20 protein-coding genes and 1 other annotated feature are annotated in these 24,051 nt (G+C 62.4%); of the genes, 6 read left to right on the forward strand and 14 right to left on the reverse strand.

The window, feature by feature from the left end; genetic code table 11:
* Positions 1–195: 195 nt before the first annotated feature.
* Positions 196–1,692 carry a CoA-acylating methylmalonate-semialdehyde dehydrogenase gene (locus tag KW403_RS05920; RefSeq protein ID WP_223021806.1) on the reverse strand — a complete coding sequence of 499 codons (1,497 nt, stop codon included), beginning with the start codon at positions 1,690–1,692 and terminating at the stop codon, positions 196–198.
* 142 nt (positions 1,693–1,834) lie between these two features.
* On the opposite strand from KW403_RS05920, the gene KW403_RS05925 reads away from it, so the two are divergent.
* The 4 genes from KW403_RS05925 (at position 1,835) to KW403_RS05940 (ending at position 5,304) form a co-directional block, all read left to right on the forward strand.
* Positions 1,835–2,716, forward strand: a complete 882-nt coding sequence (locus KW403_RS05925; RefSeq protein WP_223021807.1) for a LysR family transcriptional regulator — start codon at positions 1,835–1,837, stop codon at positions 2,714–2,716.
* A gap of 75 nt (positions 2,717–2,791) precedes the next feature.
* A complete protein-coding gene (locus KW403_RS05930) occupies positions 2,792–4,354 on the forward strand; it encodes a serine hydrolase (protein WP_223021808.1) in 1,563 nt (520 codons plus the stop codon).
* Between the two features lie 80 nt (positions 4,355–4,434).
* A complete protein-coding gene (locus tag KW403_RS05935) occupies positions 4,435–4,884 on the forward strand; it encodes a DUF305 domain-containing protein (protein ID WP_223021809.1) in 450 nt (149 codons plus the stop codon).
* A 117-nt stretch (positions 4,885–5,001) separates the two neighbouring features.
* Positions 5,002–5,304: an alkylphosphonate utilization protein gene (locus tag KW403_RS05940; RefSeq protein ID WP_223021810.1), complete on the forward strand. Its 303-nt coding sequence runs from the start codon at positions 5,002–5,004 to the stop codon at positions 5,302–5,304.
* Positions 5,305–5,355: 51 nt separating this feature from the next.
* Here KW403_RS05940 and KW403_RS05945 read toward each other — a convergent pair whose 3' ends face one another.
* The 11 genes from KW403_RS05945 to KW403_RS05995 form a co-directional block, all read right to left on the reverse strand.
* Entirely contained in the window at positions 5,356–6,522 is a 1,167-nt protein-coding gene (locus KW403_RS05945) for a diphosphate--fructose-6-phosphate 1-phosphotransferase (protein WP_223021811.1), read from the reverse strand.
* 38 nt (positions 6,523–6,560) lie between these two features.
* A complete protein-coding gene (locus KW403_RS05950; protein WP_223021812.1) occupies positions 6,561–6,881 on the reverse strand; it encodes a hypothetical protein in 321 nt (106 codons plus the stop codon).
* A 28-nt stretch (positions 6,882–6,909) separates the two neighbouring features.
* Entirely contained in the window at positions 6,910–7,764 is an 855-nt protein-coding gene (locus tag KW403_RS05955) for a universal stress protein (protein WP_223021813.1), read from the reverse strand.
* Between the two features lie 111 nt (positions 7,765–7,875).
* Positions 7,876–9,360 (reverse strand): SulP family inorganic anion transporter, encoded by a 1,485-nt coding sequence (locus KW403_RS05960; protein ID WP_223022459.1) that lies wholly within the window; start codon positions 9,358–9,360, stop codon positions 7,876–7,878.
* A 72-nt stretch (positions 9,361–9,432) separates the two neighbouring features.
* Positions 9,433–9,488 (reverse strand) — a sequence feature (sul1 is cis-regulatory element that is thought to sense ions involved in sulfur or methionine metabolism; They are found in Alphaproteobacteria).
* A gap of 69 nt (positions 9,489–9,557) precedes the next feature.
* A complete protein-coding gene (locus KW403_RS05965; RefSeq protein WP_223021814.1) occupies positions 9,558–11,360 on the reverse strand; it encodes a DEAD/DEAH box helicase in 1,803 nt (600 codons plus the stop codon).
* 160 nt (positions 11,361–11,520) lie between these two features.
* Positions 11,521–12,915, reverse strand: coding sequence for a DHA2 family efflux MFS transporter permease subunit (locus tag KW403_RS05970; protein WP_223021815.1), 1,395 nt, complete (start codon positions 12,913–12,915; stop codon positions 11,521–11,523).
* A gap of 61 nt (positions 12,916–12,976) precedes the next feature.
* Positions 12,977–13,375 (reverse strand): arsenate reductase (glutaredoxin), encoded by a 399-nt coding sequence (gene arsC / locus KW403_RS05975; RefSeq protein WP_223021816.1) that lies wholly within the window; start codon positions 13,373–13,375, stop codon positions 12,977–12,979.
* A gap of 11 nt (positions 13,376–13,386) precedes the next feature.
* On the reverse strand, positions 13,387–14,466 hold the full coding sequence (arsB, locus tag KW403_RS05980) for an ACR3 family arsenite efflux transporter (RefSeq protein WP_223021817.1): 1,080 nt from the start codon (positions 14,464–14,466) through the stop codon (positions 13,387–13,389).
* Between the two features lie 11 nt (positions 14,467–14,477).
* Positions 14,478–14,987 carry an arsenate reductase ArsC gene (locus KW403_RS05985; RefSeq protein WP_223021818.1) on the reverse strand — a complete coding sequence of 170 codons (510 nt, stop codon included), beginning with the start codon at positions 14,985–14,987 and terminating at the stop codon, positions 14,478–14,480.
* Positions 14,988–14,999: 12 nt separating this feature from the next.
* Positions 15,000–15,332 carry an ArsR/SmtB family transcription factor gene (locus tag KW403_RS05990; RefSeq protein WP_223021819.1) on the reverse strand — a complete coding sequence of 111 codons (333 nt, stop codon included), beginning with the start codon at positions 15,330–15,332 and terminating at the stop codon, positions 15,000–15,002.
* A gap of 633 nt (positions 15,333–15,965) precedes the next feature.
* Positions 15,966–16,793, reverse strand: coding sequence for a ferredoxin--NADP reductase (locus KW403_RS05995; protein ID WP_223021820.1), 828 nt, complete (start codon positions 16,791–16,793; stop codon positions 15,966–15,968).
* A gap of 195 nt (positions 16,794–16,988) precedes the next feature.
* Here KW403_RS05995 and KW403_RS06000 point away from each other — a divergent pair, with 195 nt between their 5' ends.
* Positions 16,989–19,067: a hydantoinase/oxoprolinase family protein gene (locus KW403_RS06000; protein ID WP_223021821.1), complete on the forward strand. Its 2,079-nt coding sequence runs from the start codon at positions 16,989–16,991 to the stop codon at positions 19,065–19,067.
* A gap of 166 nt (positions 19,068–19,233) precedes the next feature.
* The gene (locus tag KW403_RS06005; protein ID WP_223021822.1) at positions 19,234–20,991 is read left to right on the forward strand and encodes a hydantoinase B/oxoprolinase family protein; all 1,758 of its coding nucleotides are present in this window, start codon (positions 19,234–19,236) and stop codon (positions 20,989–20,991) included.
* 157 nt (positions 20,992–21,148) lie between these two features.
* On the opposite strand, the gene KW403_RS06010 is transcribed toward KW403_RS06005, so the two are convergent.
* Both KW403_RS06010 and cobT read right to left on the reverse strand, forming a co-directional pair.
* Positions 21,149–22,066: an esterase-like activity of phytase family protein gene (locus tag KW403_RS06010; RefSeq protein WP_223021823.1), complete on the reverse strand. Its 918-nt coding sequence runs from the start codon at positions 22,064–22,066 to the stop codon at positions 21,149–21,151.
* A gap of 88 nt (positions 22,067–22,154) precedes the next feature.
* Positions 22,155–24,041 (reverse strand): cobaltochelatase subunit CobT, encoded by a 1,887-nt coding sequence (gene cobT / locus KW403_RS06015; protein ID WP_223021824.1) that lies wholly within the window; start codon positions 24,039–24,041, stop codon positions 22,155–22,157.
* Positions 24,042–24,051: the final 10 nt, after the last annotated feature.

Consider the following 24,051-nt stretch of genomic DNA (forward strand, 5'->3'; position numbering starts at 1 on the left):
ATGTCATTGCATTGAAGGAAAAAAAGTGAGTGCTTCTCGCGAATTCTCTCGAGATATGCCGCTTTCACGCATCAATATTGCAAGTTTGAGACAAAAAAGAACAAAACGGTTCCATATGCATCGGCAAACGAAAAGCCCGCACCGGCCACCGGTGCGGGCTTCTCAAGAACAAGGAAAATGGGTCGGAAAACCCGCTTAATTCATTGTCGGGATGACGAATTCGGCGCCATCCTTCACACCAGACGGCCAGCGCGAGGTGACCGTCTTGGTCTTGGTGTAGAAGCGGAACGCATCCGGCCCATGCTGGTTCAGATCGCCGAAGGCCGAAGCCTTCCACCCTCCGAAAGTATAATACGCGATCGGCACGGGGATGGGGACATTCACACCCACCATGCCGACATCGACACGGGCTGCGAAGTCGCGCGCCGCATCACCATCGCGGGTGAAGATCGCAACGCCATTGCCATATTCATGATCATTCGGCAGCGCCAGCGCCTCTTCATAGGTATTGGCCCGGACGACCGAAAGCACGGGGCCGAAAATCTCTTCCTTGTAGATGCGCATGTCCTTTGTGACATTGTCGAAGAGGCAGCCGCCCATATAGTAGCCGTCCTCATAGCCCTGCATCCTGAAATCGCGTCCATCGACCAGGAGCTTTGCCCCTTCCTTGACGCCAAGATCGACATAGCCCTTCACACGCTCCAGCGCCTGTTGGGTGACAAGGGGGCCGAGATCGGCGGCCGCATCCGTTGACGGCCCCACCTTCAGGCTTTCGACCCGCGGAACAAGCTTTTCAACCAGCCTGTCGGCCGTTTCCTTGCCAACGGGAACGGCCACCGAGACCGCCATGCAACGCTCGCCGGCGGAGCCATAGCCGGCGCCGATCAGCGCATCGACCGTCTGGTCCATGTCGGCATCGGGCATGATGATCAGATGGTTTTTCGCGCCGCCGAAGCATTGAGCGCGCTTTCCATTGGCAGTAGCGCGACTGTAGATGTACTGCGCAATCGGCGTCGAGCCGACGAAGCCGACGGCCTTGATGTCAGGGTCATCGAGGATGGCATCCACGGCTTCCTTGTCGCCATTGACGACATTGAGAATGCCCGCTGGCAGGCCGGCCTCAATGAAGAGCTCCGCAATGCGCATTGGCACGCCCGGATCGCGTTCCGACGGCTTCAGAATGAACGCATTGCCACTCGCGATGGCTGGGGCAATCTTCCAAAGCGGGATCATGGCTGGAAAGTTGAACGGTGTTATGCCGGCGACGACACCGAGCGGCTGGCGCATGGAATAGACATCAATGCCCGGGCCGGCGCCTTCGGTGTATTCACCCTTCATCATGTGCGGGGCACCGATGCAGACCTCGACCACTTCGAGCCCGCGCTGAATGTCACCCTTGGCATCCGGGATCGTCTTGCCGTGTTCCCGCGCCAGAAGCTCGGCAAGTTCGTCATACTCCCGATGGACGAGCTCCAGAAACTTCATGAGCACACGCACGCGGCGCTGCGGATTGGTCTTCGCCCACGCCGGCTGGGCCGCTTTCGCGTTCTCGACGGCAGCACGCAACTCTGCCGCACTGGCCAGAGCGACACTGCCCCGCACGGACCCATCCATGGGCTGCATCACATTCTGACTGCGCCCGCTGGTGCCGGCGACACGCTTGCCACCGATGAAATGACCGAAATCCTCCATGAGGTCTCTCCCTGATTTTATCGTCGCCCATTCTCTTCACTCGAACGTGGAATTGCAACGCGACGTTGACAGCAGCCGTTGTGCAAAAATTAATGGCGAAATATTATGTCGCGTGCAAAAATGTCGAAAGCGGGAGGCTGGAATGAATTGGGACGATGTGCGCGTTTTTCTGGCGGTTGCCCGGGCGGGGCAAATTCTCGGTGCTGCCAAGAGGCTCGGCCTCAATCACGCAACTGTCTCGCGTCGGGTCGCCGCACTTGAGAATTCCATAGGCGCGAAACTGTTTCACCGGCTGACGACGGGAACCGAACTCACCGCGGCGGGCGAGCAGTTGCAGGCCACCGCAGAGCGCATGGAAGCCGATATGATCGCTGCTCGGGCGGACATCGCCGGAGAGAGTGAAGACGTGTCGGGAATTGTGCGGGTTGGCGCGCCCGACGGGTTTGGTGTCGCGTTTCTCGCATCCCGGCTTGGAGCACTTGCCGAGCGGTATCCAGGCCTCTCCGTCCAGCTTGTGCCCGTCCCCCGTTCCTTTTCGCTTTCACGCCGTGAAGCCGATATCGCCGTTACGGTCGACCGGCCAACCGAAGGGCGGCTGGTGGCGGCCAAGCTGGTCGATTACACGCTGGGCCCGTACGCTTCTCGCAGCTATGCTGAAAAACACGGCCTGCCGGAATCCAGAAGCGACCTTGGTCGTCACCGCCTGGTCGGGTATGTGCCCGATCTCGTGTTTAGCCCGACGCTCGACTACGCTGCGGAGATTTCGGAAAACTGGAATGCCACATTTGCCGTTTCTTCAGCCATGGGCCAGGTGGAGGCCGTGCGATCGGGTGCCGGCATCGGCATACTTCACAAATTCATCGCGCGTGAGCATGATGACCTGATCGCGCTCAATCTGGGCAATCCGATCCGCCGCAGTTACTGGACGGTCTATCACGAATCCATGCGTCCCATGCGCCGGATCCAGGTTGCATCGGCCTTTATCGGCGAACTGGTGGAGAAGGAAAGACATCTCTTTTGCTGAGCCGGTCGTTTTACTTTCGTTAAAGTCTTGCCATGAGAACGGAAGGGGATACCGGTTCACAAGGGGGATTCATCGATGGCACACCGCATTCTCGCAGGAGCAGCCGCGCTGGCCTTGCTTGCCGCACCAGCAACCGCCAGGGCCAGCGACCTCCCGCCACCTGCACAGACAGCGGGCATTGCCATACCGGAAGGGCAGATCGACAAAGCGGTAGAAGCTCTCGACGGCTTGATCGAACAGGCCATGAAGGAGACCGGGGTTCCCGGCCTTGCCGTCGCAGTGGTGCGCAAGGATAAGGTTCTGTTTGCCAAAGGCTATGGCGTGCGCAAGGCGGGAGAGAAGGACGCTGTCGACACGGACACGGTCTTTCAGCTCGCATCGCTTTCCAAGTCCGTAGGCGCAACCGTGGTTGCAAATCAGGTGGGCAAGGGTCTCGTCCACTGGGACACGCCGATGTCGGCCATCCTGCCCTGGTTCAAGCTGTCCAATCCTGACAGCACGGCGCTCCTCACCGTGGGCGATCTTTATGCGCACCGCTCGGGCCTGCCGGATCACGCAGGCGACGATCTTGAAGATCTGGGCTATCCGCAGAAGATCATTCTGGAACAGCTGCGCTATCTGGAAACCGGCGCACTCCGCCTCCAATACGCGTATACGAATTTCGGGCTGACGGCTGCAGCCGAAGCCGTGGCCGGCGTGGCCGGCAAAGACTGGGCGACGCTGAGCGAAGACGCGATCTACAAGCCGCTGGGCATGGAGCACACTTCTTCAAGGCTGAGCGATTTTCTGGCGCGCGACAACCGCGTCTACAACCACGTGCGCAAGGGCAAAACCTGGGAGGTGCGTTTCCAGCGCGATCCCGATCCGCAGTCACCGGCCGGCGGTGTGAGCGCCAGTGTGAACGACATGGCCAAATGGATGCGCATGGTGCTCGGCGATGGCGCGTATAAGGGCGAGCAGATCGTGGACGCAGCAGCACTTCTGCCGGCACTCAGCCCGCAGGCAGTGTCGGGCCACCCCGCCACGCCCGCTGCCCGCGCAGGTTTTTACGGCTACGGCTTCGGGGTGAGCGTCTCGCCTGCAGGCCGCGTGATGCTGAGCCATTCGGGCGCCTTTGCGCTGGGTGCCGCCACCAATTACATCATGATCCCGTCGGCCGATGTCGGCATTGTGGTCCTGACAAACGCACAGCCAATCGGACTTGCCGAAGGCATCTCCATGAGCTTCATGGATCTTGTACAGTTTGGCGAGATCCAGCGCGACTGGCTGGCCATGTATCCCGTGCTCTTCGGCCCAATGCTGGACCCGGTGGGAAAACTTGCCGGACAGGAAGCGCCGAAGGACGCAAAGCCGGCACGCGAACTCGCGGACTACACCGGCACCTTTACCAATGATTATTTCGGCAATCTCGTTGTCGAAGAAACCGAAGGCGGCCTCACCATGACCGTGGAAGGCACACCCAGCACCTTCCAGCTCGAACACTGGACGGGCGACGAGTTCGTCTTTGACCCGCTGAACGAGAACGCCATGCCGGGATCGGTTTCATCGGTTCCGTTTTCGATCGATGGCGCGTTGGCCAATGAGGTGCGTGTGGAATATTTCAACGCGTACAATGACGGAACCTTCGTCCGGCAGTAATCCGGACGAACGGGCTGAGGAACCTCGCCCCCCGGTGCGAGTTGAAAGGACATCCGGATCGGAGAAGGGAGCCCAGATCCATGTCCTATGGCCGGTTTGCCGCGATGATCGGAACGTCGACGATCGTCATGCTTGGTCTGATGTATCTCAATACATATGCGTTCGATCACATATTCTGGAGCGAAACACGGGCCTGGATGGCACTGCTGATGGGGGCGACCATGGCTCTCGTCATGCTCGGCTTCATGTGGAGCATGTATCAAAACTCCGCAGCCAATCTTGCCTTCGTCGCGGGTTCCGTCATCGTGTTTGCACTATCGCTTTGGCTGGTGCGCAACCAGACGACCGTGGATGACGTTGACTACATGAAGGCGATGATCCCACACCACTCAATCGCCATCCTCACCAGCAGGCGCGCCAATATTTCAGACCCGCGCGTGCGGGAACTGGCTGACGAGATCATCGATGCTCAATTGCGTGAGATCGATGAGATGAAGAGCCTGATCACCGATCTCGAACAGGAAAACTGAACCGGCGCCACAGCGCGGCCTGCTGACCATTCATTCAAGAGAGTGGCCAAGATCGCATGGTTGGAGTAAGGGACGCGCTGTCGATATGCCGGAACCCCGGCTTCAGAAAGGCGCGATATGTCCGACAGCGATGACGATTATGTGTATGACGAGGTAACCGGCGAGTGGATGCCGGCTTCGGAAATGAAAGCGCTTGAGGCGCAGCGCGGCGCGGTCGTCGACGCTGAAGGCAATCCGCTGGCGGATGGCGATTCCGTGACGCTGATCAAGGATTTGAAGGTCAAGGGCGCGGGCCAGACGCTGAAACGCGGAACGGTGATCAAGACGATCCGCCTGACGGACAACAAGGATGAGATCGACTGCCGTCATGAAGGCATCAAGGGTCTCGTTCTGCGCACGGAATTCGTTCGCAAGCGCTAGACCTCCAACGTCTCACCACCGCAAGCGCGACACGATCCACGAAAGCGAGGCTTACACGAACGGCGTCGCCGGATCGTAGCGGCGTGGCAGGAGGCGGTGCAGATAGGCGAGGCCCTCGTCTGACAGTCGGTTTTCATCCGGCTTGAGATAGGTCTCGGGCATGTGGCGCGTCTTGCCGGCAACGGCGTCGAGATCGACCAGACGGCACACGGTCCTTTCGCCATCGAACTGGAGTGCGACGGATCCATCGCCCTTTTCCACCGAACGGACAGCGAAAGCGCCGGCCTCGAAAGCCTCTCGCGCGTCGGTCTCGCTGATCGTGGCGATGTTGCCGCGCGGCAGATAGCCGAACGTGTCGACGCGGGCGCGCTGGCCCGCGAGATCCTCGGCCAGAATGCGCTCGATCGCCTGTCCAAGATCGCTGCCGGAGAGCTTGAGATTGCCGTGGGCATCGCGCTCCTGCATCTCGGCGGGCACGAGCGTTTCAACGAGCGATCGACCGTCGGCATCGGAGACACCCTCCGACATGGCCACGACACAGCGCCCGTGGCGGGCGACAGTCGCCTTGACATCCTCGATGAAGCGGGCGCGTTCGAAGGCGCGCTCAGGCACATAGACGAGATGCGGGCCGCTTTCCTCATCGAGCGCCCAGGCGGCAGCGGCTGCCGTGAGAAAGCCTGCATGGCGACCCATCACGATGCCGACATAGACACCCGGCAGAGCGCGGAAATCGAGATCGATGCTCAGGAAGGCGCCGGCCACCATTTCACCGGCCGAGATGAAGCCCGGCGTGTGGTCGTTTTCCATCAAATCGTTGTCGATGGTCTTTGGCGCGTGCATGAAGGTCATGCCACCGCCGGAAGCATCGCGGAGAATGGCCTGCGTGCCGGACGTGTCGTTGCCGCCGATATTGATGAAGGCGTCGGCGCCGACGTCCTTCAGGCCTTTCATGATCTCTTCGCAATAGGCCGCGTCAGGCTTGTCGCGAGTGGAGCCGAGCACCGCACTCGGCGTGGCGGCGATGCGCAGAAGCTCGGTCTCGGAAAGCTCGGACAGGGTGACGAAGCGACCGTCGCGGATGCCCCGCACGCCATGCAAAGCACCGAGCACCCGGCAGCCGGGGTAGAGCTTCATGGCTTCCAGCGCAGCGCCGGCAACAGTCTGGTTGATGACGGCGGTGGGACCGCCGCCCTGGGCGATGACGAAGGTTTCGGCCACTTCATTCGTCCTTTTGGTATGATGCTAATTTCGACAGATCAATCTGACACCAATCCACTCCACCAAGCCATCGAATGATCCCGGCCACGCCATGGTTTGCCGCGACCGTCAAAATCGGCTTCGAAGGTGAAAACGATCCGCTCGGAATGTGCAGCATCCGTTTCCTCTTTGCGCCAGTCCAGAACCTTCCCGCCAATGTAGGAGCTATCTTGCTTGGTTTGGTGAAAATAAGCGCGGCCACCTTTCAGGCATTCTGCTTCATCAGGCTTGAGGTCCCAATAGCCGCTTTCATAGATCGGCATTTTGAGAACTGACATATTCTCATCAATCTTGCTGATGAAATGCGCTGCAAACATCATTCCCGCCCGCTATGGTTGAATTTCAACCCTAACGATAAAGCATTACAGGTATCAGACAAGCTCTCAGCATCGCCTCCGTCGTGGACCCGATGATCAGGCTGCGGATGCGCGAGTGGCCATAGGCGCCCATGACGAGCAGACCGAAATTCTCGTTCTCGACACGCTCGGAGATGACCGTCTCGGGCTGGCCGGGCAGCACCTCGCTTGTCGCCTCGATACCGCCGCCGCGCAGCACCGCTTCGGCATCGGCGAGACGATTGCGCGCCTCGCTGGTGTCGCTTCCCACCGTGAGAAGCTTGACAGAGAGGTCGGCAAAGAGCGGTGAGCGCGCCATGGCGTCCACCGCCTTCATGCTGCTTGCGCCGCCGTCATAGGCGACGAGCACCTTTTCGATCGGCTTGAAGGCGCGGTTGGCGACGAAGACTGGGCGATGGCTCGAGCGCACCACGCGCTCGAGATTGGAGCCGAGGTGGAGTTTTGCAAAATCTGCCGCCTCGCCGCGCTTGCCGATCACCAGAAGGTCGGAATCCTCCTCCACTTCGGCCACCGTCTCGACCACATCGCCATGGCGAATGCGGCCCGAGACCTTTTCGATGCCGGCGGCGCGCACGGCAGCCTCGCCATCTTCGAGGATGGCACGGCCGCGCTTCATGGCAAGGCGCGCGCGCTGCTCGTCAAGCTCGGACAGCTCCTTCAGAAGCGATGACCGCGCGCCAAGCGCGATGTTACCGGAGAGATCGGACGGGGCGCTGCCCGTCTCACGGCGACCAAGCACATGGAGAAGCTCCACGGAGGCTTCGAGCCTGCCGGCGATCCATGCCGCGTGTTCGCACACGCTCTGCGCATAGATGGAGCCATCGATGAATGCGGTGATCTTTGACATTGTCCCCTCCAGTAGCATCGGGCCGAAAAGTGGAACCCGGTTTTCGGGTATACCGATGCTCAATTAAAAATTCAGATCGTCCTTTGTGCGTCCAAAAGGACGCACGGCGATCTAATGGCCCATCAGCTTTTCGAGCGCGCCCGGCTTGTCGTGAATGCCAAGCTTGTCGACGATGGTTTCGCTGGCCTCGTTCATGCCGATGATTTCCACCTCGGCACCGTCGCGGCGGAATTTGAGCACGATCATGTCCAGTGCGCCAACACTGGAAATGTCCCAGATATGCGCGCGCGAAACATCGATGGTGACCTTGTCCAGCCCCTCCTTGAAATCGAAGGCGGCGTTGAAGTCCTCAACGGATGCGAAGAAAAGCTGACCTTCGACGCGGTAGGTGCGCTCGCGCCCGTCTTCCGACAGGGTGGAGGTGACGCGGAAGATCTGCGCGATCTTGCCCGCGAAGAAGATGCCGGAGAGAAGCACGCCGACCAGCACGCCAATGGCGAGATTGTGGGTTGCGACCACGCAGACGACCGTGGCGAGCATGACCACGGAAGACGACAGCGGGTGCTCGCGCAGGTTCTTGATCGACGACCATGAGAAGGTGCCGATCGAGACCATGATCATGATGGCGACAAGTGCGGGCATCGGGATCTGCCGTACCCATTCACCCAGGATGACGATCATGAACAGGAGAAAGACACCGGCGACAAAGCAGGAAAGACGCCCGCGCCCGCCGGATTTCACATTGATCATCGACTGGCCGATCATGGCGCAGCCCGCCATGCCACCGATGAAGCCGGTGGCGGTGTTGGCAAGGCCCTGTCCGATGCATTCCTGGTTCTTGTCGCTCTGCGTGTCGGTGAGCTCATCAACCAGCGAGGCCGTCATAAGCGATTCCAGAAGCCCGACCGCCGCCACTGCCGCCGAATAGGGCAGGATGATCTGCAGCGTTTCCAGATTGAGCGGAATGTCCGGAATGAGGAAGACCGGGAAGGTGGAGGGCAGCTCGCCCATGTCGCCCACCGTGCGTACATCGAGGCCGAAGGCGATGGACACCGTGGTCAGCACGATGATGCAGATGAGCGGCGACGGGATCGCCTTGGTCAGACGCGGAAACAGATAGATGATGGCAAGGCCGGCGGCGACCATCACATAGGTGAGGTTCGGCACGCCGATCAGCTCGGGCAGCTGCGCCATGAAGATCAGGATCGCGAGAGCGTTGACAAAGCCGGTCATCACCGAGCGCGAGACGAACCGCATCAGATGGCCGAGCTTCAAGAGCCCCGCCCCGATCTGCAACAGGCCGGCCAGCACCGTGGCGGCGAGCAGATATTGCAGCCCGTGCTCCTTGACCAACGTGACCATAAGCACGGCGGTGGCGGCGGTCGCCGCCGAGATCATGCCCGGCCGGCCACCGGCGATGGCCGTGATGACCGCGATGGAGAAGGAGGCGTAGAGCCCGACCTTGGGATCGACACCGGCAATGATGGAAAAGGCGATGGCTTCGGGGATGAGCGCAAGCGCGACCACGAGGCCGGAGAGGAGATCGGCCCGGACATTGCCGAACCATTCGTCACGGTAATGGGAAAGCGAGAACATGGAACCTTCAGGAGACATGACCTCCCAACCGCCGACAGGCTTCTGCGGCCGGGAAAGACAGAAACGATCGAGGTTGCGCCGGCGGATCAGCGGCCGGCAGAGCCACCCGGAGTTTCACCGGGTCCTAAGCGGATGCGCGGTGTTTAACCCGGATGATGCTGCGGCGCAACATTGTTCGTCTCCTGAAGACGCTCGCGTCAGTCCGGCTTTTTGCGCGCCTTCTTCTTGCCGCCTGCGGGCTTGGCGAATTTCGGCTTGCCGGGTTTGCCGTCTTTCTTCGCCCAGGGCTTGGCATCGTCGCGCCATTCGCCACCCTTGCGATGCGGCTTGCCGGCCGGCCGGCGCTTTCCCGCAAAAGGTTTTGGGCCATTGCCGCGCGCCGCAAGTTCGGGCGCTCCATCCAATTGCACAACCCGGATGCTGCGCTCCAGAACCGCTTGCGGGCCGATGGCGGCAAGGAAACGGCCAACACAGGCGGCATCGAGCTGAACGAAGGTCTCGTCCTGCTGCATCTTGATCGCGCCGATCTCGCGCTTGGTGATTTCGCCGGCACGACACAGAAGCGGGATGAGCCAGCGCGGCTCGGCATTCTGCTTGCGGCCAACCGACAGCGAAAACCAGACGCTCTCGTCGAACTCTTCACGGCGCGGCGCGCGTTCCTCGCGCATGCCGCCACCATCCTGGACGGTCACTTCGGTCACGTCTTCCGGCGCGGAGAGCTTGGCACGGTGAAGCCGGACAAAGGCCGCCGCGATCTGTTCGGCGCCATGCTTTTCAAGAAGCGCTTTGACGAAATCGGTCTCGTTGTCCTGAATGGCGTCCTCGAGATGCGGGTCGGCCATCAGACGTTCGTCATCGCGTTGAAGAACCTCGTCGGCGGAGGGTGGGCTGGTCCACTCAAGCCGTACCTTGGCATCGCGCAGAAGGCGCTCGGCACGGCGGCGACCATTGGGCGCAACGATGAGCGCACTCACACCCTTGCGCCCTGCCCGCCCGGTGCGGCCCGAGCGGTGCAACAGCGTTTCGGAGTTGGTTGGCAGATCCGCGTGCACCACGAGCTCGAGATTGGGCAGGTCGATACCGCGGGCGGCAACATCCGTCGCCACGCAGACACGGGCACGCCCGTCGCGCATGGCCTGCAGCGCATGGGTGCGCTCGCTCTGGCTGAGCTCGCCTGAGAGGGCCACGACCGAGAAACCGCGATTGTTGAACCGCGCGGTCAGATGATTGACCGTGGCGCGCGTGTTGCAGAACACCAGCGCATTGCGCGCTTCGTAATAGCGCAGCACGTTGATGATGGCGTTTTCGCGCTCCTGCGGAATGGCGAGGAAGCCGCGATACTCGATATCGCCGTGCTGCTTCTGCTCGGCTGCCGTGGTGATGCGCACCGCATCGCGCTGATAATTCTTCGCCAGATTGGCGATGGTGCGCGAGACGGTTGCCGAAAACATGAGCGTGCGGCGCTCGGCGGGTGCTGCATCCAGAATGAACTCCAGATCCTCGCGGAAGCCGAGATCGAGCATTTCGTCCGCCTCGTCCAGAACGACGGCGCGCAGGTCCGACATGTCGAGCGCATTGCGGCGGATGTGGTCGCACAGGCGGCCGGGTGTGCCGACGACGATATGGGCACCGCGCTCCAGCGCCCGACGCTCGGTGCGGATGTCCATGCCGCCGACACAAGAGGCGATCACGGCGCCGGTTTCGGCGTAAAGCCATTCCAGCTCGCGCTTGACCTGAAGCGCCAGTTCGCGCGTGGGCGCAACGGCGAGGCCGAGCGGAGCGGCGGCACGGTCAAAGCTTTCCGCGCCGTCAAGCAGGCTTGGTGCCAGCGCGAGGCCGAAGGCAACGGTCTTGCCGGAGCCGGTCTGGGCGGAAACAAGCGCATCGGCGCCTGCAGGTTCCAGTTCCAGAACAGCCTTCTGAACCTGGGTCAATTCGGTATAGCCGCGCTTGTCCAACGCCCGGCCAAGCGCTGGCACAATGCCTTCGAACTCGGTCATTCATCTTCTTTCGGAAATGAGCGCGCTTTGTGAGATCGTCTGTGTCAGATGGTCTGGAGGGCGCGCAGCGCGGCGATTTCACCAACGCTTTTGCGCCCTACTACGCGTGTCGGAGGCAAATGTACAGCGGGGAGTGTCAAATTCCCTTTGCTTCGAACGCTCAGCCGGCAGCGGCCTCACGCTCGTCTCGTGCCGTCAGGCGCATCATGACCAGGGCGAGAAGCATGGTGAGCGCCGAGATGATCGAGAGCATCACGAACGCATTGAAATACCCCCCGGCACCATCCGCATGGGCGAGAAGAACGACGATCAGGACAGCACCGATTGCGCCGCCGACACGCTGAACGATGTTCACCAGCGTTGCCGCATCGCCCATTTCCTCTTTATGCGCGGCGGCGTAGGCAGCCGTCATGGCCGGCATCTGGCCAAGCGCCATGCCGATGCCCCTGACGACGAGAAGCGGTGCCAGCCAAAGCGCCGGGAGCGGCGTGGGCAGAAGGAAGGGCAATGTGCTCAAGAGGAGCGCAAGTGCGCCGGCGAGCGTTACCCGTCCCGCGCCGAAACGGTCTGTCAGCGCGCCGCCGACCGGCAGGGCCAGAGCGCTGCCGAGCCCCATGGCTAAAAGCAGAAATCCGGTCTCCACCGTGTCGCGGGCCGCGATCACCTGGAGGTAAAGCGGCAGGAGCAGGAGCCCGCCATACATGTTGGCACCGGTCAGGCCGGTTGTGAGCGTGGCCGTGGCAAAGACCGGCCGCCGAAGAAGCGAGAGGTCGATAAGTGGTGGCCGCGCACGTGTGGCGTTTGCAACGAAACCTGCGACGAGGACGAGGCCGGCGACGACACAGACAAGATTGATGCGTGTGAGACCTTCGGCGCCGAATTCGGTGGCGCCATAGAGGAAGAGCGGCAGCCCGGCGCCGAGCAGAAGCAGACCCGCAATATCGAGACGCCGCGTCTCGTCCCGGTCGCCGGCTGGCACAAGCCCCTTTGCGAGAAGAAGCGCTGCAACGCCGACCGGAACGTTGATCCAGAACAGCCAGCGCCATGACGCATGATCGAGCAGGAGCCCGCCAATCGCCGGGCCGATGGCCGGTCCCAGCGCAACGACAAGGCCAAGCGCGCCCATGATACGGCCAAGCTGCCTGGGGCCTGCAGTCGCACCGATGATCGCCTGTCCCGCCGGCACCATGAGACCACCGGCGAGACCCTGAAGAAAACGGGCGGCGATCAACGACCATGGCCCGGGCGCAATGGCGCAGAGCACCGATGCGCCCGTGAACCCCGCAAGGCTGAACGCCCAAAGGCGGCCATAGCCGAAACGGTTTCCGAGCCAGGCGGCGAGCGGAAGGGAGATTGCCAGCGCGACCAGATACCCAGTGGCAATCCACTGGATCAAAGGCAGCGTGGTGGCGAGATCTTCCCGTATCGTTTCGAGCGCGAGATTGACGACCGTGGAATCGAGCATCGCCATGAACGCGCCGGCACCGGTGACGGCGGCGATCTTCCATATCCGCGCGGGGATGGCCGGCGGCGGTGTCTTGCGATCCGTGCTCACGGGCCGAAACTCTCAACCGGCCCGGAGCAGAAGTCAACGCGCGAACACGTCGCAGCCTGTGCTACCGCACCACCTCGCCGTCTTCCTTGGTGAAGGCCTTCACCGCGCCCTCAGGCAGGAGCTCCAGCACGGTCTCGGACGGGCGGCAGAGCTTTGTGCCAAGCGGGGTTTCCACGATGGGCCGGTTCATGAGGATCGGGTGCTCGACCATGAAGTCGATCAGCTCGTCATCGCTCCACTTGTCTTCACCAAGACCCAGCTCGTCATAAGGCGTGCCCTTCTGGCGCAGGATCGCGCGGGGCGACACGCCCATGGCGGCAATCAGCGAAACCAGTTTTTCGCGGCCGGGCGGGGTCTTGAGATATTCGATCACCTCAGGCTTTTCACCGGCTTCGCGGAGCATGGCCAGCACATTGCGCGAGGTGCCGCATTTCGGATTGTGATAGATGGTGACGGTCATGTTTGTCTCGCTCAGCTCGTGGGAAACCAGTCTCGGGTGCGGTTGGCAAAGGCCACCAGCGACAGCATCACCGGCACCTCGACCAGAACGCCGACCACCGTGGCAAGGGCGGCACCGGAATTCAAGCCAAACAGGCTGATGGCGACGGCAACCGCAAGCTCGAAGAAGTTCGACGTGCCGATGAGGGCGCAGGGCGCGGCGACATTGAACGGCACCTTCCAGATGCGGGCGGCGAAATAGGTCAGGAAGAAGATGCCGTAGGACTGGATCAGCAGCGGCACCGCGATCAGCACGATCAGGATCGGCCGTTCGACAATCACATGCCCCTGGAAGCCGAAGAGCAGAACGACCGTGACCAGAAGGCCGATGACGGAAACGGGTTTCAGCGACGCGGTGAAATCCGAGACCGCCTTCTGCGCCTCCGCACCCGAGGCGCGGCCGGTCAGCCATTTCCGGGTCAGGAAGCCGGCGACGAGCGGGATCACCACATAGAGGCCGGTGGCCAGAAGCAGCGTCTCCCACGGCACGGAAATGTCTGTCACGCCGAGCAGCAGCGCGACGATGGGCGCGAAGGCGAAGATCATCACCACATCGTTGAGCGAGACCTGCACGAGCGTGTAGGTGGCGTCTCCCCGGGTGAGCTGGCTCCACACGAAAACCATGGCCGTGCAGGGGGCAGCACCCAGAAGGATGAGGCCGGCAATGTATTGCTGGGCGTCGGCGGGCTCGATCCATGGCGCGAAGACATATTCGAAGAAGAGGACGCCGAGTGCTGCCATGGTGAAGGGCTTGATGAGCCAGTTGACGGCGAGCGTCAGCACGAGCCCCTTGGGCCGGTCGCCGATATGGCTGAGGCTCGCGAAGTCGACATTGACCATCATCGGGAAAACCATGGCCCAGATGAGCACGGCGACGACCAGATTGACCGAGGCGTATTCGAGCGAGGCGAGGAAGCCGAACAGGCCGGGCATGAGGTTGCCAAGGGCGATGCCGGCGATGATGCACAGCGCCACCCAGATGGAGAGGTATTTTTCGAAGAAGCCGATGCCGCCCGCCGGAGCTTCATCGCGGTTCAGTATGTGGTCGGTCATTCAACGTGTTCCTATTCGGAGAGGGCCGGTGTGCGGCCGATATCATCCAGACGGCGCTGCAGGGACAGCCGGTCGAGCGAGGCGAGCGGCAGCGCCGTGAAAATGGAAATGCGGTTGTTGAGCATGCGATAGGTGTCGGCGAAAGCGAGGTGCTTCTCGGCCTCTGTTCCGGTCACCGCTGCCGGGTCGGGCAGCCCCCAATGGGCCGTCATCGGCTGGCCGGGCCAGACAGGGCAGGCTTCCTGCGCCGCACTGTCGCAAAGCGTGAAGACGAAATCGAGCTTGGGTGCATCCGGCGTTGCGAACTCCTCCCAGTCTTTCGAGCGTGCAAAGGCGATGTCGTGGTTCATGCGCTCGAGCAGTTCCAGCGCATAAGGATGGACTGAACCCTTGGGCTGCGAGCCGGCTGAATAAGCGTTGAAGCGCCCGGCGGCGACCCGGTTCAAAACCGCTTCGGCCAAGATGGAGCGGGCAGAATTTCCGGTGCACAAAAAGAGCACGTTGAAGGTTTTATCACTCATGGCTCAGGCCTCCTAGCAGTGACAGGTCGCCGCCTCGATGGCGGGGCGGCACAGATCGGGGTTTCCGTTGCAGCAATCCTCCATGAGGAAAGCGAGAAGATCGCGAAACCCGGTCATGTCGGCGCAGTAGCGAATGATGCGGCCTTCCCGTTCCGCACGGATCATGCCTGACTGCGACAGGATCTTGAGGTGGGCGGAGGCGGTGTTCTGGACAACGCCCAGCCGCGCTGCGACTTCCCCCGCCGGCAGCCCCTCGGGCCCCGCCTTGACAAGCAGGCGGAACACTTCGAGCCGGGTCTCCTGACCGAGCGCGGCGAGTGCTTCTATGGCTTCGACTTTCTGCATTATCGAAATATCCGGATTTATCGATTAATATGGGTGGTTCTTCGCATGGTCGCGGGATGGCGTCAAGATGCATTGGGAGGTGGCTGGATGAAAACCGGGCCGCGCTCTTGCACATTCTCCCATTGGGTCCCGGGTCAAGTCCGGGATGACGAGCTCCTTCTCCCCGTTCTGACGAGGAGAAGGTCCCGGCAGGGGGATGAGGGGCAGTTGGTGCCTTGCGATCTATTCCACCTCTGTCGGTATCCTTGCAAATGATGGTGCCTGCCCCTCATCCTCACCTTCTCCCCGCTCGCGGGGAGAAGGGGGCGTTTGACGCTGGCGTGCGTTCTGCAGAGGGGGTGGGGAAGAAAAGAGCGAATAGGGAGTAGCGAATAGCGAGTAGGGAACGCGCTTCAACTCCCTCGTCATCCTATGGCTTGACCATAGGATCCATGCCGTTGCGGGGGTGACGGGGTAGGAGTGAGGAAAATTGCGTGTCGCCTTGAAGGGCTGCGGTTTATCCCCGGCGCTACGGCATGGATCCTCGGGTCGAGCCCGAGGATGACGAGGGAGTGCGGGGCGGGGTGGGAGCCCCTATCCGCTCGGCAGGTTCAAGAGGCGAAGGGGCCGAGACGCCCTGCCCTGAACACAACCTCAGCCGACGAAGGCGCGCTCGACGACGAAATCGGCCGGCTCGGCGTTGGAGCCTTCCTTGAGGCCCGCCTTCTCGACCAGCGCCTTCACATCCTTGAGCATGGCCATGGAGCCGCAGATCATGACGCGGTCATTCTCGCGGTCGAAAGGCTCGGTGCCGAGCGCCCTGAACAGCTCACCATTCTCGATCAGCGTCGTGATACGCCCCATCGCGGGTGAGGTTTCGCGCGTGGTGGAGGTGAAATGGGTCAGGCGCCCCTCAACCAGTTCGCCGATCAGCGGATCGTCCTTGAGAGCGGTCACCAGTTCCTTGCCGTAATCGAGCTCGGCCACGTCACGGCAGGTGTGGGTGAGGATGATGTTGTCGAACTTCTCATAGGTCTCCGGATCGCGGATCAGGCTCGCGAAAGGCGCGATGCCTGTGCCGGTGGAGATCATGTAGAGGTTTTTCGCCGGCGTCAGCGCATCGTTGACTAGCGTGCCCGTGGACTTCTGGCGCATGAGCACCGTGTCGCCGGGCTGGATCTTCTGCAGATGCTGGGTCAGAGGACCATCCGGCACCTTGATGGAGAAGAACTCCACTTCCTCGTCCCAGGCGGGACTGGCGATGGAATAGGCGCGGAAGACAGGCTTTTCCGCATTGGGCAGGCCGATCATCACGAACTCGCCGGAGCGGAAGCGGAAGCTCTGCGGCCGCGTGATGCGGAAGGCAAAGAGATTGTCCGTGTAATGTTTCACCGACGTCACGCGCTCGGCAAAGCAGCCGGCGGGAATCGGGAATTCAGGGGTCTTTTCGGCGTCGTTCTCGCGGAGCGCAGCGCTGTCCATGAATACTGTCCTCGTTCGGTCGGAAGTCTCTATGCCTGTTTCCGGTTCGGATGCAAACCCAAATCGCGGTACCGATGGCTGCTCTTGCCTGTCGAAATTATTAGTATACAAATGAATTTGACGTCAAGTTTCGTGCGTTCGACACCTATTTCAATTCGTCGGGTCAACAAAGGTTTCACATTCCGGATTTCACCCATGAATGAGAAAAAAGGCATCAATTCGGGTTCCGTTGTCGTCGGCATCGATGTGGGCGGCACCTTCACCGACCTGATCCTGATCGATACCCGCAAGGGATCGGATGGGGGTGTCAGGGTCGCCAAGACACCCACCACCATCGAGAACCAGGCTTTCGGCGTGGTCAACGCTATACGCGAGACCGAGGTTCCGGCCTCCGAGATCGGGCTGATCGTGCATGGCACGACCACCACGACGAATGCGGTGCTTGAGCGGCAGCTTGCCAGAACAGGCATGATCACCACCGCCGGCTTTCGCGACATCATCGAGCTTGGGCGGCGCACACGGCCACAGGCCTATGGCATGACAGGGACCTTCACTCCGGTGGTGCCGCGCAATCTGCGGCTCGAGGTGGATGAGCGCCTGGACGCCGCCGGAAACGTGCTCACACCACTCGATGAGGATGGCGTGCGCGCGGCGGTGAAGGCGCTGCTCGATCAGGGCTGCGTTTCGCTGGTGATTCACTTCCTGCACGCCTATGCCAACCCGGCCCATGAAAAGCGCGCGGCTGAAATTGCCGCCGAACTTTGGCCCAACGATTACATCACCACTGGACATGCACTTCTGTCGGAAGCGCGCGAATTCGAACGCGGCGTAACGGCTGCCGTCAATGCCTCGGTACAGCCAATTCTCGAGCGCTACATCGCCCGCCTCTCGAACGAATTGCAGGGCCTCGGCTATGCGCGCGACTTTCTGGTGATGAATGGCAATGGCGGCATGATCTCCGCCGCCCATGTGGCCCGTGAGGCCGCCAAGACGGTGATGTCCGGCCCGGCCTCGGGCGTGATGGCCGCAGCCTTCACGGCGCGGCGGGCGGGCGTCGACAATCTCATCACCTACGATATGGGCGGCACATCCACCGATGTGGCTCTGGTGCGCGGCGCGCGACCGGCAGTCTCCAACGAGATTGAGGTGGAGTATGCCATGCCGATCCATGTGCCGATGGTGGATGTACACACGGTGGGTGCCGGCGGCGGATCGATCGCGCGCGTCAACGATGCGGGACTTCTGGAAGTGGGGCCGCAGAGCGCCGGTGCGAAGCCCGGCCCGATCTGCTATGGCCGCGGCGGCACGGAGCCGACCATCTCCGACGCCAATCTTCTTCTCGGCAGATTGAACTCGAAAAAACTGCTCTCGGTGGACAATCCGGTTTCCGTTTCCGATGTCGAGGCGATCTTTGCAGACAGGCTCGGAAGCCGTCTCGAGCTTTCCGGCGTGGAGGCGGCGGGTGCTGTGCTGCAGATCGCCAACATCAAGATGGCGGGCGCGATCCGCATGGTCTCGCTCGGCAAGGGGCACGACCCGCGCGATTTTGCGCTTTTTGCTTTCGGAGGCGCGGGGCCGCTGCATGCGGCGGCCCTCGCTCGCGAGTTGGGTATTCCGCGCGTGATGGTTCCCGCGCGCCCCGGCATCACCAACGCGCTTGGCTGCGTGGTCGCCGATCTGCGGCACGATTTCGTGCGCACGGTGAACCGCCCCGTGGCGAGCCTCGACGTGGCACTCGTCAAAAGCGTGCTTGAAGAGCAGCGCGCCGAAGGCGAGGCGCTGATCGCGGAAGAGACGGTGCAGCCGGAGCGCATTGAGTGCGTACACACGGCGGACATGCAGTTTGTCGGCCAGACGCATCTCATCAATGTGCCCCTGCCCGGCCCCGAGATCGACCGCGACACGCTGCAGACGCTCTTTGAAGAAGCCTATTTCGCCCGCTTCAAGGTGCGGCTGCCGGAGATCCGCGCCAATCTCGTCAATCTCAACACCTCCGTGATCGGCGTGCGCGCGGACATCGATCTTGCCAGCCTGATCGACCCGGCAGGACGTGTCGCAACGCTCGCCGAAGCGCTGAACGAGCAGCGGCGGGTCTGGTTTGCCGGCGACTGGCACGACACGCCGGTCTATGCCCGCGAAAAACTGCCGCTCGATGCGGTGATCGAGGGGCCGGCGATCCTCGAACAGCTCGACACGACCACGGTGATCGAGCCCGGCGACCGGGCGGCATCCGATGCCGATGGGAACATCATCATCACGGTGGGAGCGAGCTGATGAACGCAAAGCTCGCCACTCATCCGCCTGCCGGCACCTTCTCCCCGTTCACGGGGAGAAGAACGATGGCCGCAACGCCGAAGCAAGCCTCCTTCTCCCTGCCTGCGGGGAGAAGGTCCCGGCAGGGGGATGAGGGGCATGGCGTCAACGCAAAAGGGAGGCACGGATGACCGATACTAACACCCCCGCCCTCGACGCCATCACGCTCTCGGTGATCCAGGCGGCGCTCCAGCAGGTGTGCGACGAGATGGACCTGACCTTCTCGCGTGCCGCGTTCTCACCCGTGATCGCCGAGGCAAACGACCGTTCGGACGGCATCTACGCCGCCGAAGACGGCGCGCTGATCGCGCAGGGCTCGGCCGGGCTGCCGGTCTTTGTCGGCGTGATGCAGTATTCCACGCGCACGCTCATCGAGCGCATCGCGGGTGGCGAGACGGCGGCGCCCGAACCGGGCGACATCTACATCGTCAACGACCCGTATCTCGGCGGCACGCATCTCATGGATGTGCGCTTCGCCATGCCCGTGTGGCGCGATGGGAAGATCTTCTGCTGGCTCTCCAACACCGGGCACTGGCCGGACATTGGCGGCGCGGTTCCGGGCGGCTTTTCCGCCTCCGCCACGGCGGTGGAACAGGAAGGGCTGCGCCTGCCGCCAGTGAAGCTTTTCAAGAAGGGCGAACTGGATCCCGAAATCTACGCCATCATCTGCTCCAACATCCGCGTTGCCGACCAGCGCATCGGCGATATTCGGGCGCAGGGCGCGGCTTTGGAAGTGGGCGCGGAGCGGCTGGCGCAGGTGCTCGACCGCTATGGCGACGAGACGGTGCGGCAGGCCATCGCCGAACTGCGCACCCGCGCGGCGACACAGATGCGCACGCTGATCGCGCCGATCCCCGACGGGGTCTATTGCGGCGAGGCTTTCGTGGATTCCGACGGCGTGGTGGACGAGCCGCTGACCATCGCGCTCGCCATCGAAAAGAAGGGCGACACGCTGACCTTCGATTTCGAAGGATCAAGCCCGCCCTGCATGGGGCCGATGAACAGCGTTCTCGCCACGACGCTGTCCTCCGTCTATCTGGCCATGCGCCACATCTTTCCCGAAGTGCCGCTGAGCGCCGGCGCGTTCGAGCCGCTGATCATAAAGCGGCCGGAGGGCACGTTTCTTGATGCGCGCTATCCGCGTCCGGTTTCAGGCTGCGCGGCAGAGGTGTCGCAGCGCATTGCGGAGGCCGTGTTTGCGGCCATGGTGAAGGCCTTGCCGGAAAAGGTGACCGCGGCCCCTGCCGGTTCCAGCGGCAATTTCGCTCTTGGCGGGCATGACCCGGCGCGTGGGCGCGATTTCGTCATGTATCAGATCTCCGGCGGCGGCTATGGCGGCAATGCCGACCATGACGGCCTGACCAATGGGTGCTCCACCATCGGCATTTCCAAATCGCCACCGGTGGAGGTGATGGAGCAGGCCTTTCCCGTGCTCTACCGGCGCTATGCGCTGCGCGAGGGCTCGGGCGGCGCCGGCGAGCATCGCGGCGGGTTCGGTCTTTCCTACGAGGTGGAGATCCTGCGCGGTGATGCCCGCGCCTCCTTCGTGATGGACCATGGCCGGACAGGCCCGCAGGGCGTGCTCGGCGGCAGGGACGGCAAGGTGAACGAGGTGACGGTGTGGCGCGATGGCAAAGCCCATGTGCCGCCGCATCTTTCCAAGGAACAGGATATTCCACTGAAAGCCGGTGACCGGGTTTGTGTCGGCACGCCCGGCGGCGGCGGCTATGGCGATCCTCTGAAGCGTGCGCCGGAAAAGGTTTTGCGCGATGTGGCGCTGGGGTATTACACGGCAGACGAAGCCGAGGCGCTGTTTGGCGTGGTGCTGAGCGCGGATGGTCAGGCGGTGGACGAAGTGGCAACGCTGGCGAAGCGCGGCGGCTGAGAGGGTTGAGCCAGGCGCCCTCGCCCTTCGACAGGCTCAGGATGAGGGCTGTTGATATGCTGGCGTGTTTCAGCAGTTGCTTCGTGCGACGACGCTCAAGTAGCCCTCATCCTGAGCCTGTCGAAGGGCGAGGGCGCTTGGCACCGAACCTCCCCACTCACTCTCCAAGCAGACGAAACTCCAGATAGAGATTGCGCTGCAGGAGCGAATGGTTGTCGTCGGACATGAGCGAGACCATGGTCGCGCCATCGGCGCGCTGCCAGACATCGAGCGCTTCCATATTGTCGATCTGATGATCCATGCCGGCGGTGAAGAGCACCGGCCCGTCCGCCACGCTTCCGGGGGCAATGGTTGCGCCATCGATCCGGCGTATGCGCATGGCTACACCGCTGGCGAAGGTGAAACGGCGCTCCAGCAGAAGCAGATCGCCATCGGGCAGAAACGCGCCATCGGTGATGTCGAAGCCTTCTGAACGTGCGACGGTGAAGACGCCTTTCATCGGCCCTTCGAGAATGGCGGCAAAGCAATTGCCATCCTCATCGATACTGCGCTCGGCGACGACGACACGCGCCCCGTCCAGCCGCCCGCCCGGCGGCGCATAGGCGATGGTCTCGAAGCCGCGATTGCTGCGCAACTCCTCTCTCGGAACCAGATAATCCAGATCGCGGATGGCAGCCCCCATGGCATCGCGTTCGATCTCGAACTCGGCAATCCGCTGAACGCGCTCGAAGCTCACGGTCGCCAGTTCGCCCCTGACGGCAATGCCCTCGGCATCGGTGGTCCATTTCTCACGCGTGGAATTGCCATCGCCGTCCACCATGGGCTGCATGGAAAAATCGGTAAAGTCCGACGGACGCCCCTCGGCGTCGCGCGTCAAGCTACCGAAAAACCAGAAACCCGTGTCGGAAACGCCCATCACATCGCTGCCTGGCGAGGTGAAGCGAAACGAGGAAAACGCGCCAAAATGATCGATGGGAGAAGTCATGGACAGACCACCGGAAAACTCCAGCGGCCCAAAGCGCGTCTCATGAGAACCAATGGCGAAATGGCGGATGGGCACCGCATTGACCGCCATGGGGATGGACGGTTCCTGAGCCTTAACCGGGCTTGCCACCAAGAAGATCAGTGCCGCAAGAAACAGGCGTAGTCGAAAGGGAAAAAGCCTAGCCCGCACGCCGCATCGCGCCGCCGCCGCGGCGCGCGCCCTCTTCCTCGAAGAGCGAGGCAAGCTGCTCGGTCATGGCGCCGGCCAGTTCCTCCGCATCGACAATGGTGACGGCGCGGCGATAATAGCGCGTCACGTCATGGCCGATGCCGATGGCGAGAAGTTCGACCGGTGAGCGGGTCTCGATCAGGTCGATGACGCCGCGCAGATGCCGCTCGAGATAATTGCCGGGATTGACCGACAGGGTGGAATCGTCAACCGGTGCACCGTCTGAAATCATCATCATGATCTTGCGCTGCTCGGGCCGCGCCATCAGGCGCTGATGCGCCCACAAAAGCGCCTCGCCGTCGATGTTTTCCTTCAGAAGCCCCTCGCGCATCATCAGGCCGAGATTGCGCCGCGCGCGGCGCCAGGGGGCGTCGGCGCTCTTGTAAATGATGTGGCGCAGATCGTTCAGACGGCCGGGATTGGCGGGCTTGCCATCCTTCAGCCATTTCTCGCGCGCCTGCCCGCCCTTCCACGCTCGCGTGGTGAAGCCAAGGATCTCGACGCGGACACCGCAGCGCTCCAGCGTGCGGGCCAGAATGTCGGCGCAGGTGGCCGCCACCGTGATCGGCCGGCCGCGCATGGAGCCCGAATTGTCGAGCACCAGCGTCACCACCGTATCGCGGAAATTGGTGTCGCGCTCCTGCTTGAAGGAGAGCGGCTGCATGGGATCGATCACGAGGCGCACGAGGCGAGCCGTATCGAGCACGCCCTCTTCCAGATCGAAATCCCAGGAGCGGTTCTGCTGGGCCATCAGACGGCGTTGCAGGCGGTTTGCGAGACGCCCGACCACGCCCTGCAGATTTGAGAGCTGCTTGTCGAGGAAAGCACGCAAGCGATCGAGCTCTTCCTCGTCGCAAAGCTCTTCGGCACCGATGGTCTCGTCGAACTCGGTGGTGAAAACCTTGTAGTCTATGTCGCGCGCGGCCTGGTCGAACGGGCTGTCGGGACGGCGCGCCTCACCAGGCGTTTCCGAATCGAGCTCGTCGTCTTCAGAGACATCGTCGGCAGTGGTGTCGCCAGCTTCGCTCTCGCCGGTCTCGGTGTCCTCGCTCTCGCCGCTAGACTCCTCGCCCTCGCTCTCTTCGCCGCCGGATTCGTCCTCTTCGCTCTGCTCGGCCTGTTCCTGTGCCTCCGGCGCGTCGCTGTCTTCCTCGCTCTCTTCGGTCTGCTCCTCCTCGGCGAGATCCTCGCCGAGATCGATGGACGAAAGAAGATCGCGCACCGCGCGGGCAAATCCGTTCTGATCGTCGATCTGGGTGGCAAGCGCGTCAATATCTGCCGCGGCCTTGTCCTCGACCCAATCGCGCCAGAGCGACACGAGCTTTTCGCCGCTTTTCGGGGCAGGACGGCCAGTCAGCTTTTCGCGCACCATCAGCGCGATGGCTTCCTCAAGCGGCGCATCGGCCTTGTCGGTCACTTCGGCGAGGTTGGCGCGCTCATACTTGTCCTGCAGCATGGCGGCAATGTTGTCGCCCATGCCCTGCATGGCACGCGAACCGATCGCCTCGACGCGCGCCTGCTCGACTGCGTCATAAATGGCGCGGGCCTCATTGCCTTCCGGTGCGAGACGGCGATGCAGATCGGTGTCGTGGCAGGCACGGCGCAGCGCCATCGAATCGCTGATGCCCCGGGTGATGGTGAGCGCTTCGGCACTCGCCCGCTTGGGCAGGTCCGGCAGGCGGGCGCGGCTGCCCGTCAGCGATGGCTTGTCCTTGGAGAAGGAGACCTCAAGCTCGTGATCGCCGGCAACGGCACGCATGCATGCGGTGGTGGCCCGCTTGAACGGGTCGAGCGGCGCTTCGGCTGGCTGTCCGGGCTTTCGGTTGGTCTGGCTCACGGGTCGTCTT

The sequence above is a fragment of the Nitratireductor kimnyeongensis genome (assembly GCF_019891395.1).
Classification (GTDB): Bacteria; Pseudomonadota; Alphaproteobacteria; order Rhizobiales; family Rhizobiaceae; genus Nitratireductor; species Nitratireductor kimnyeongensis.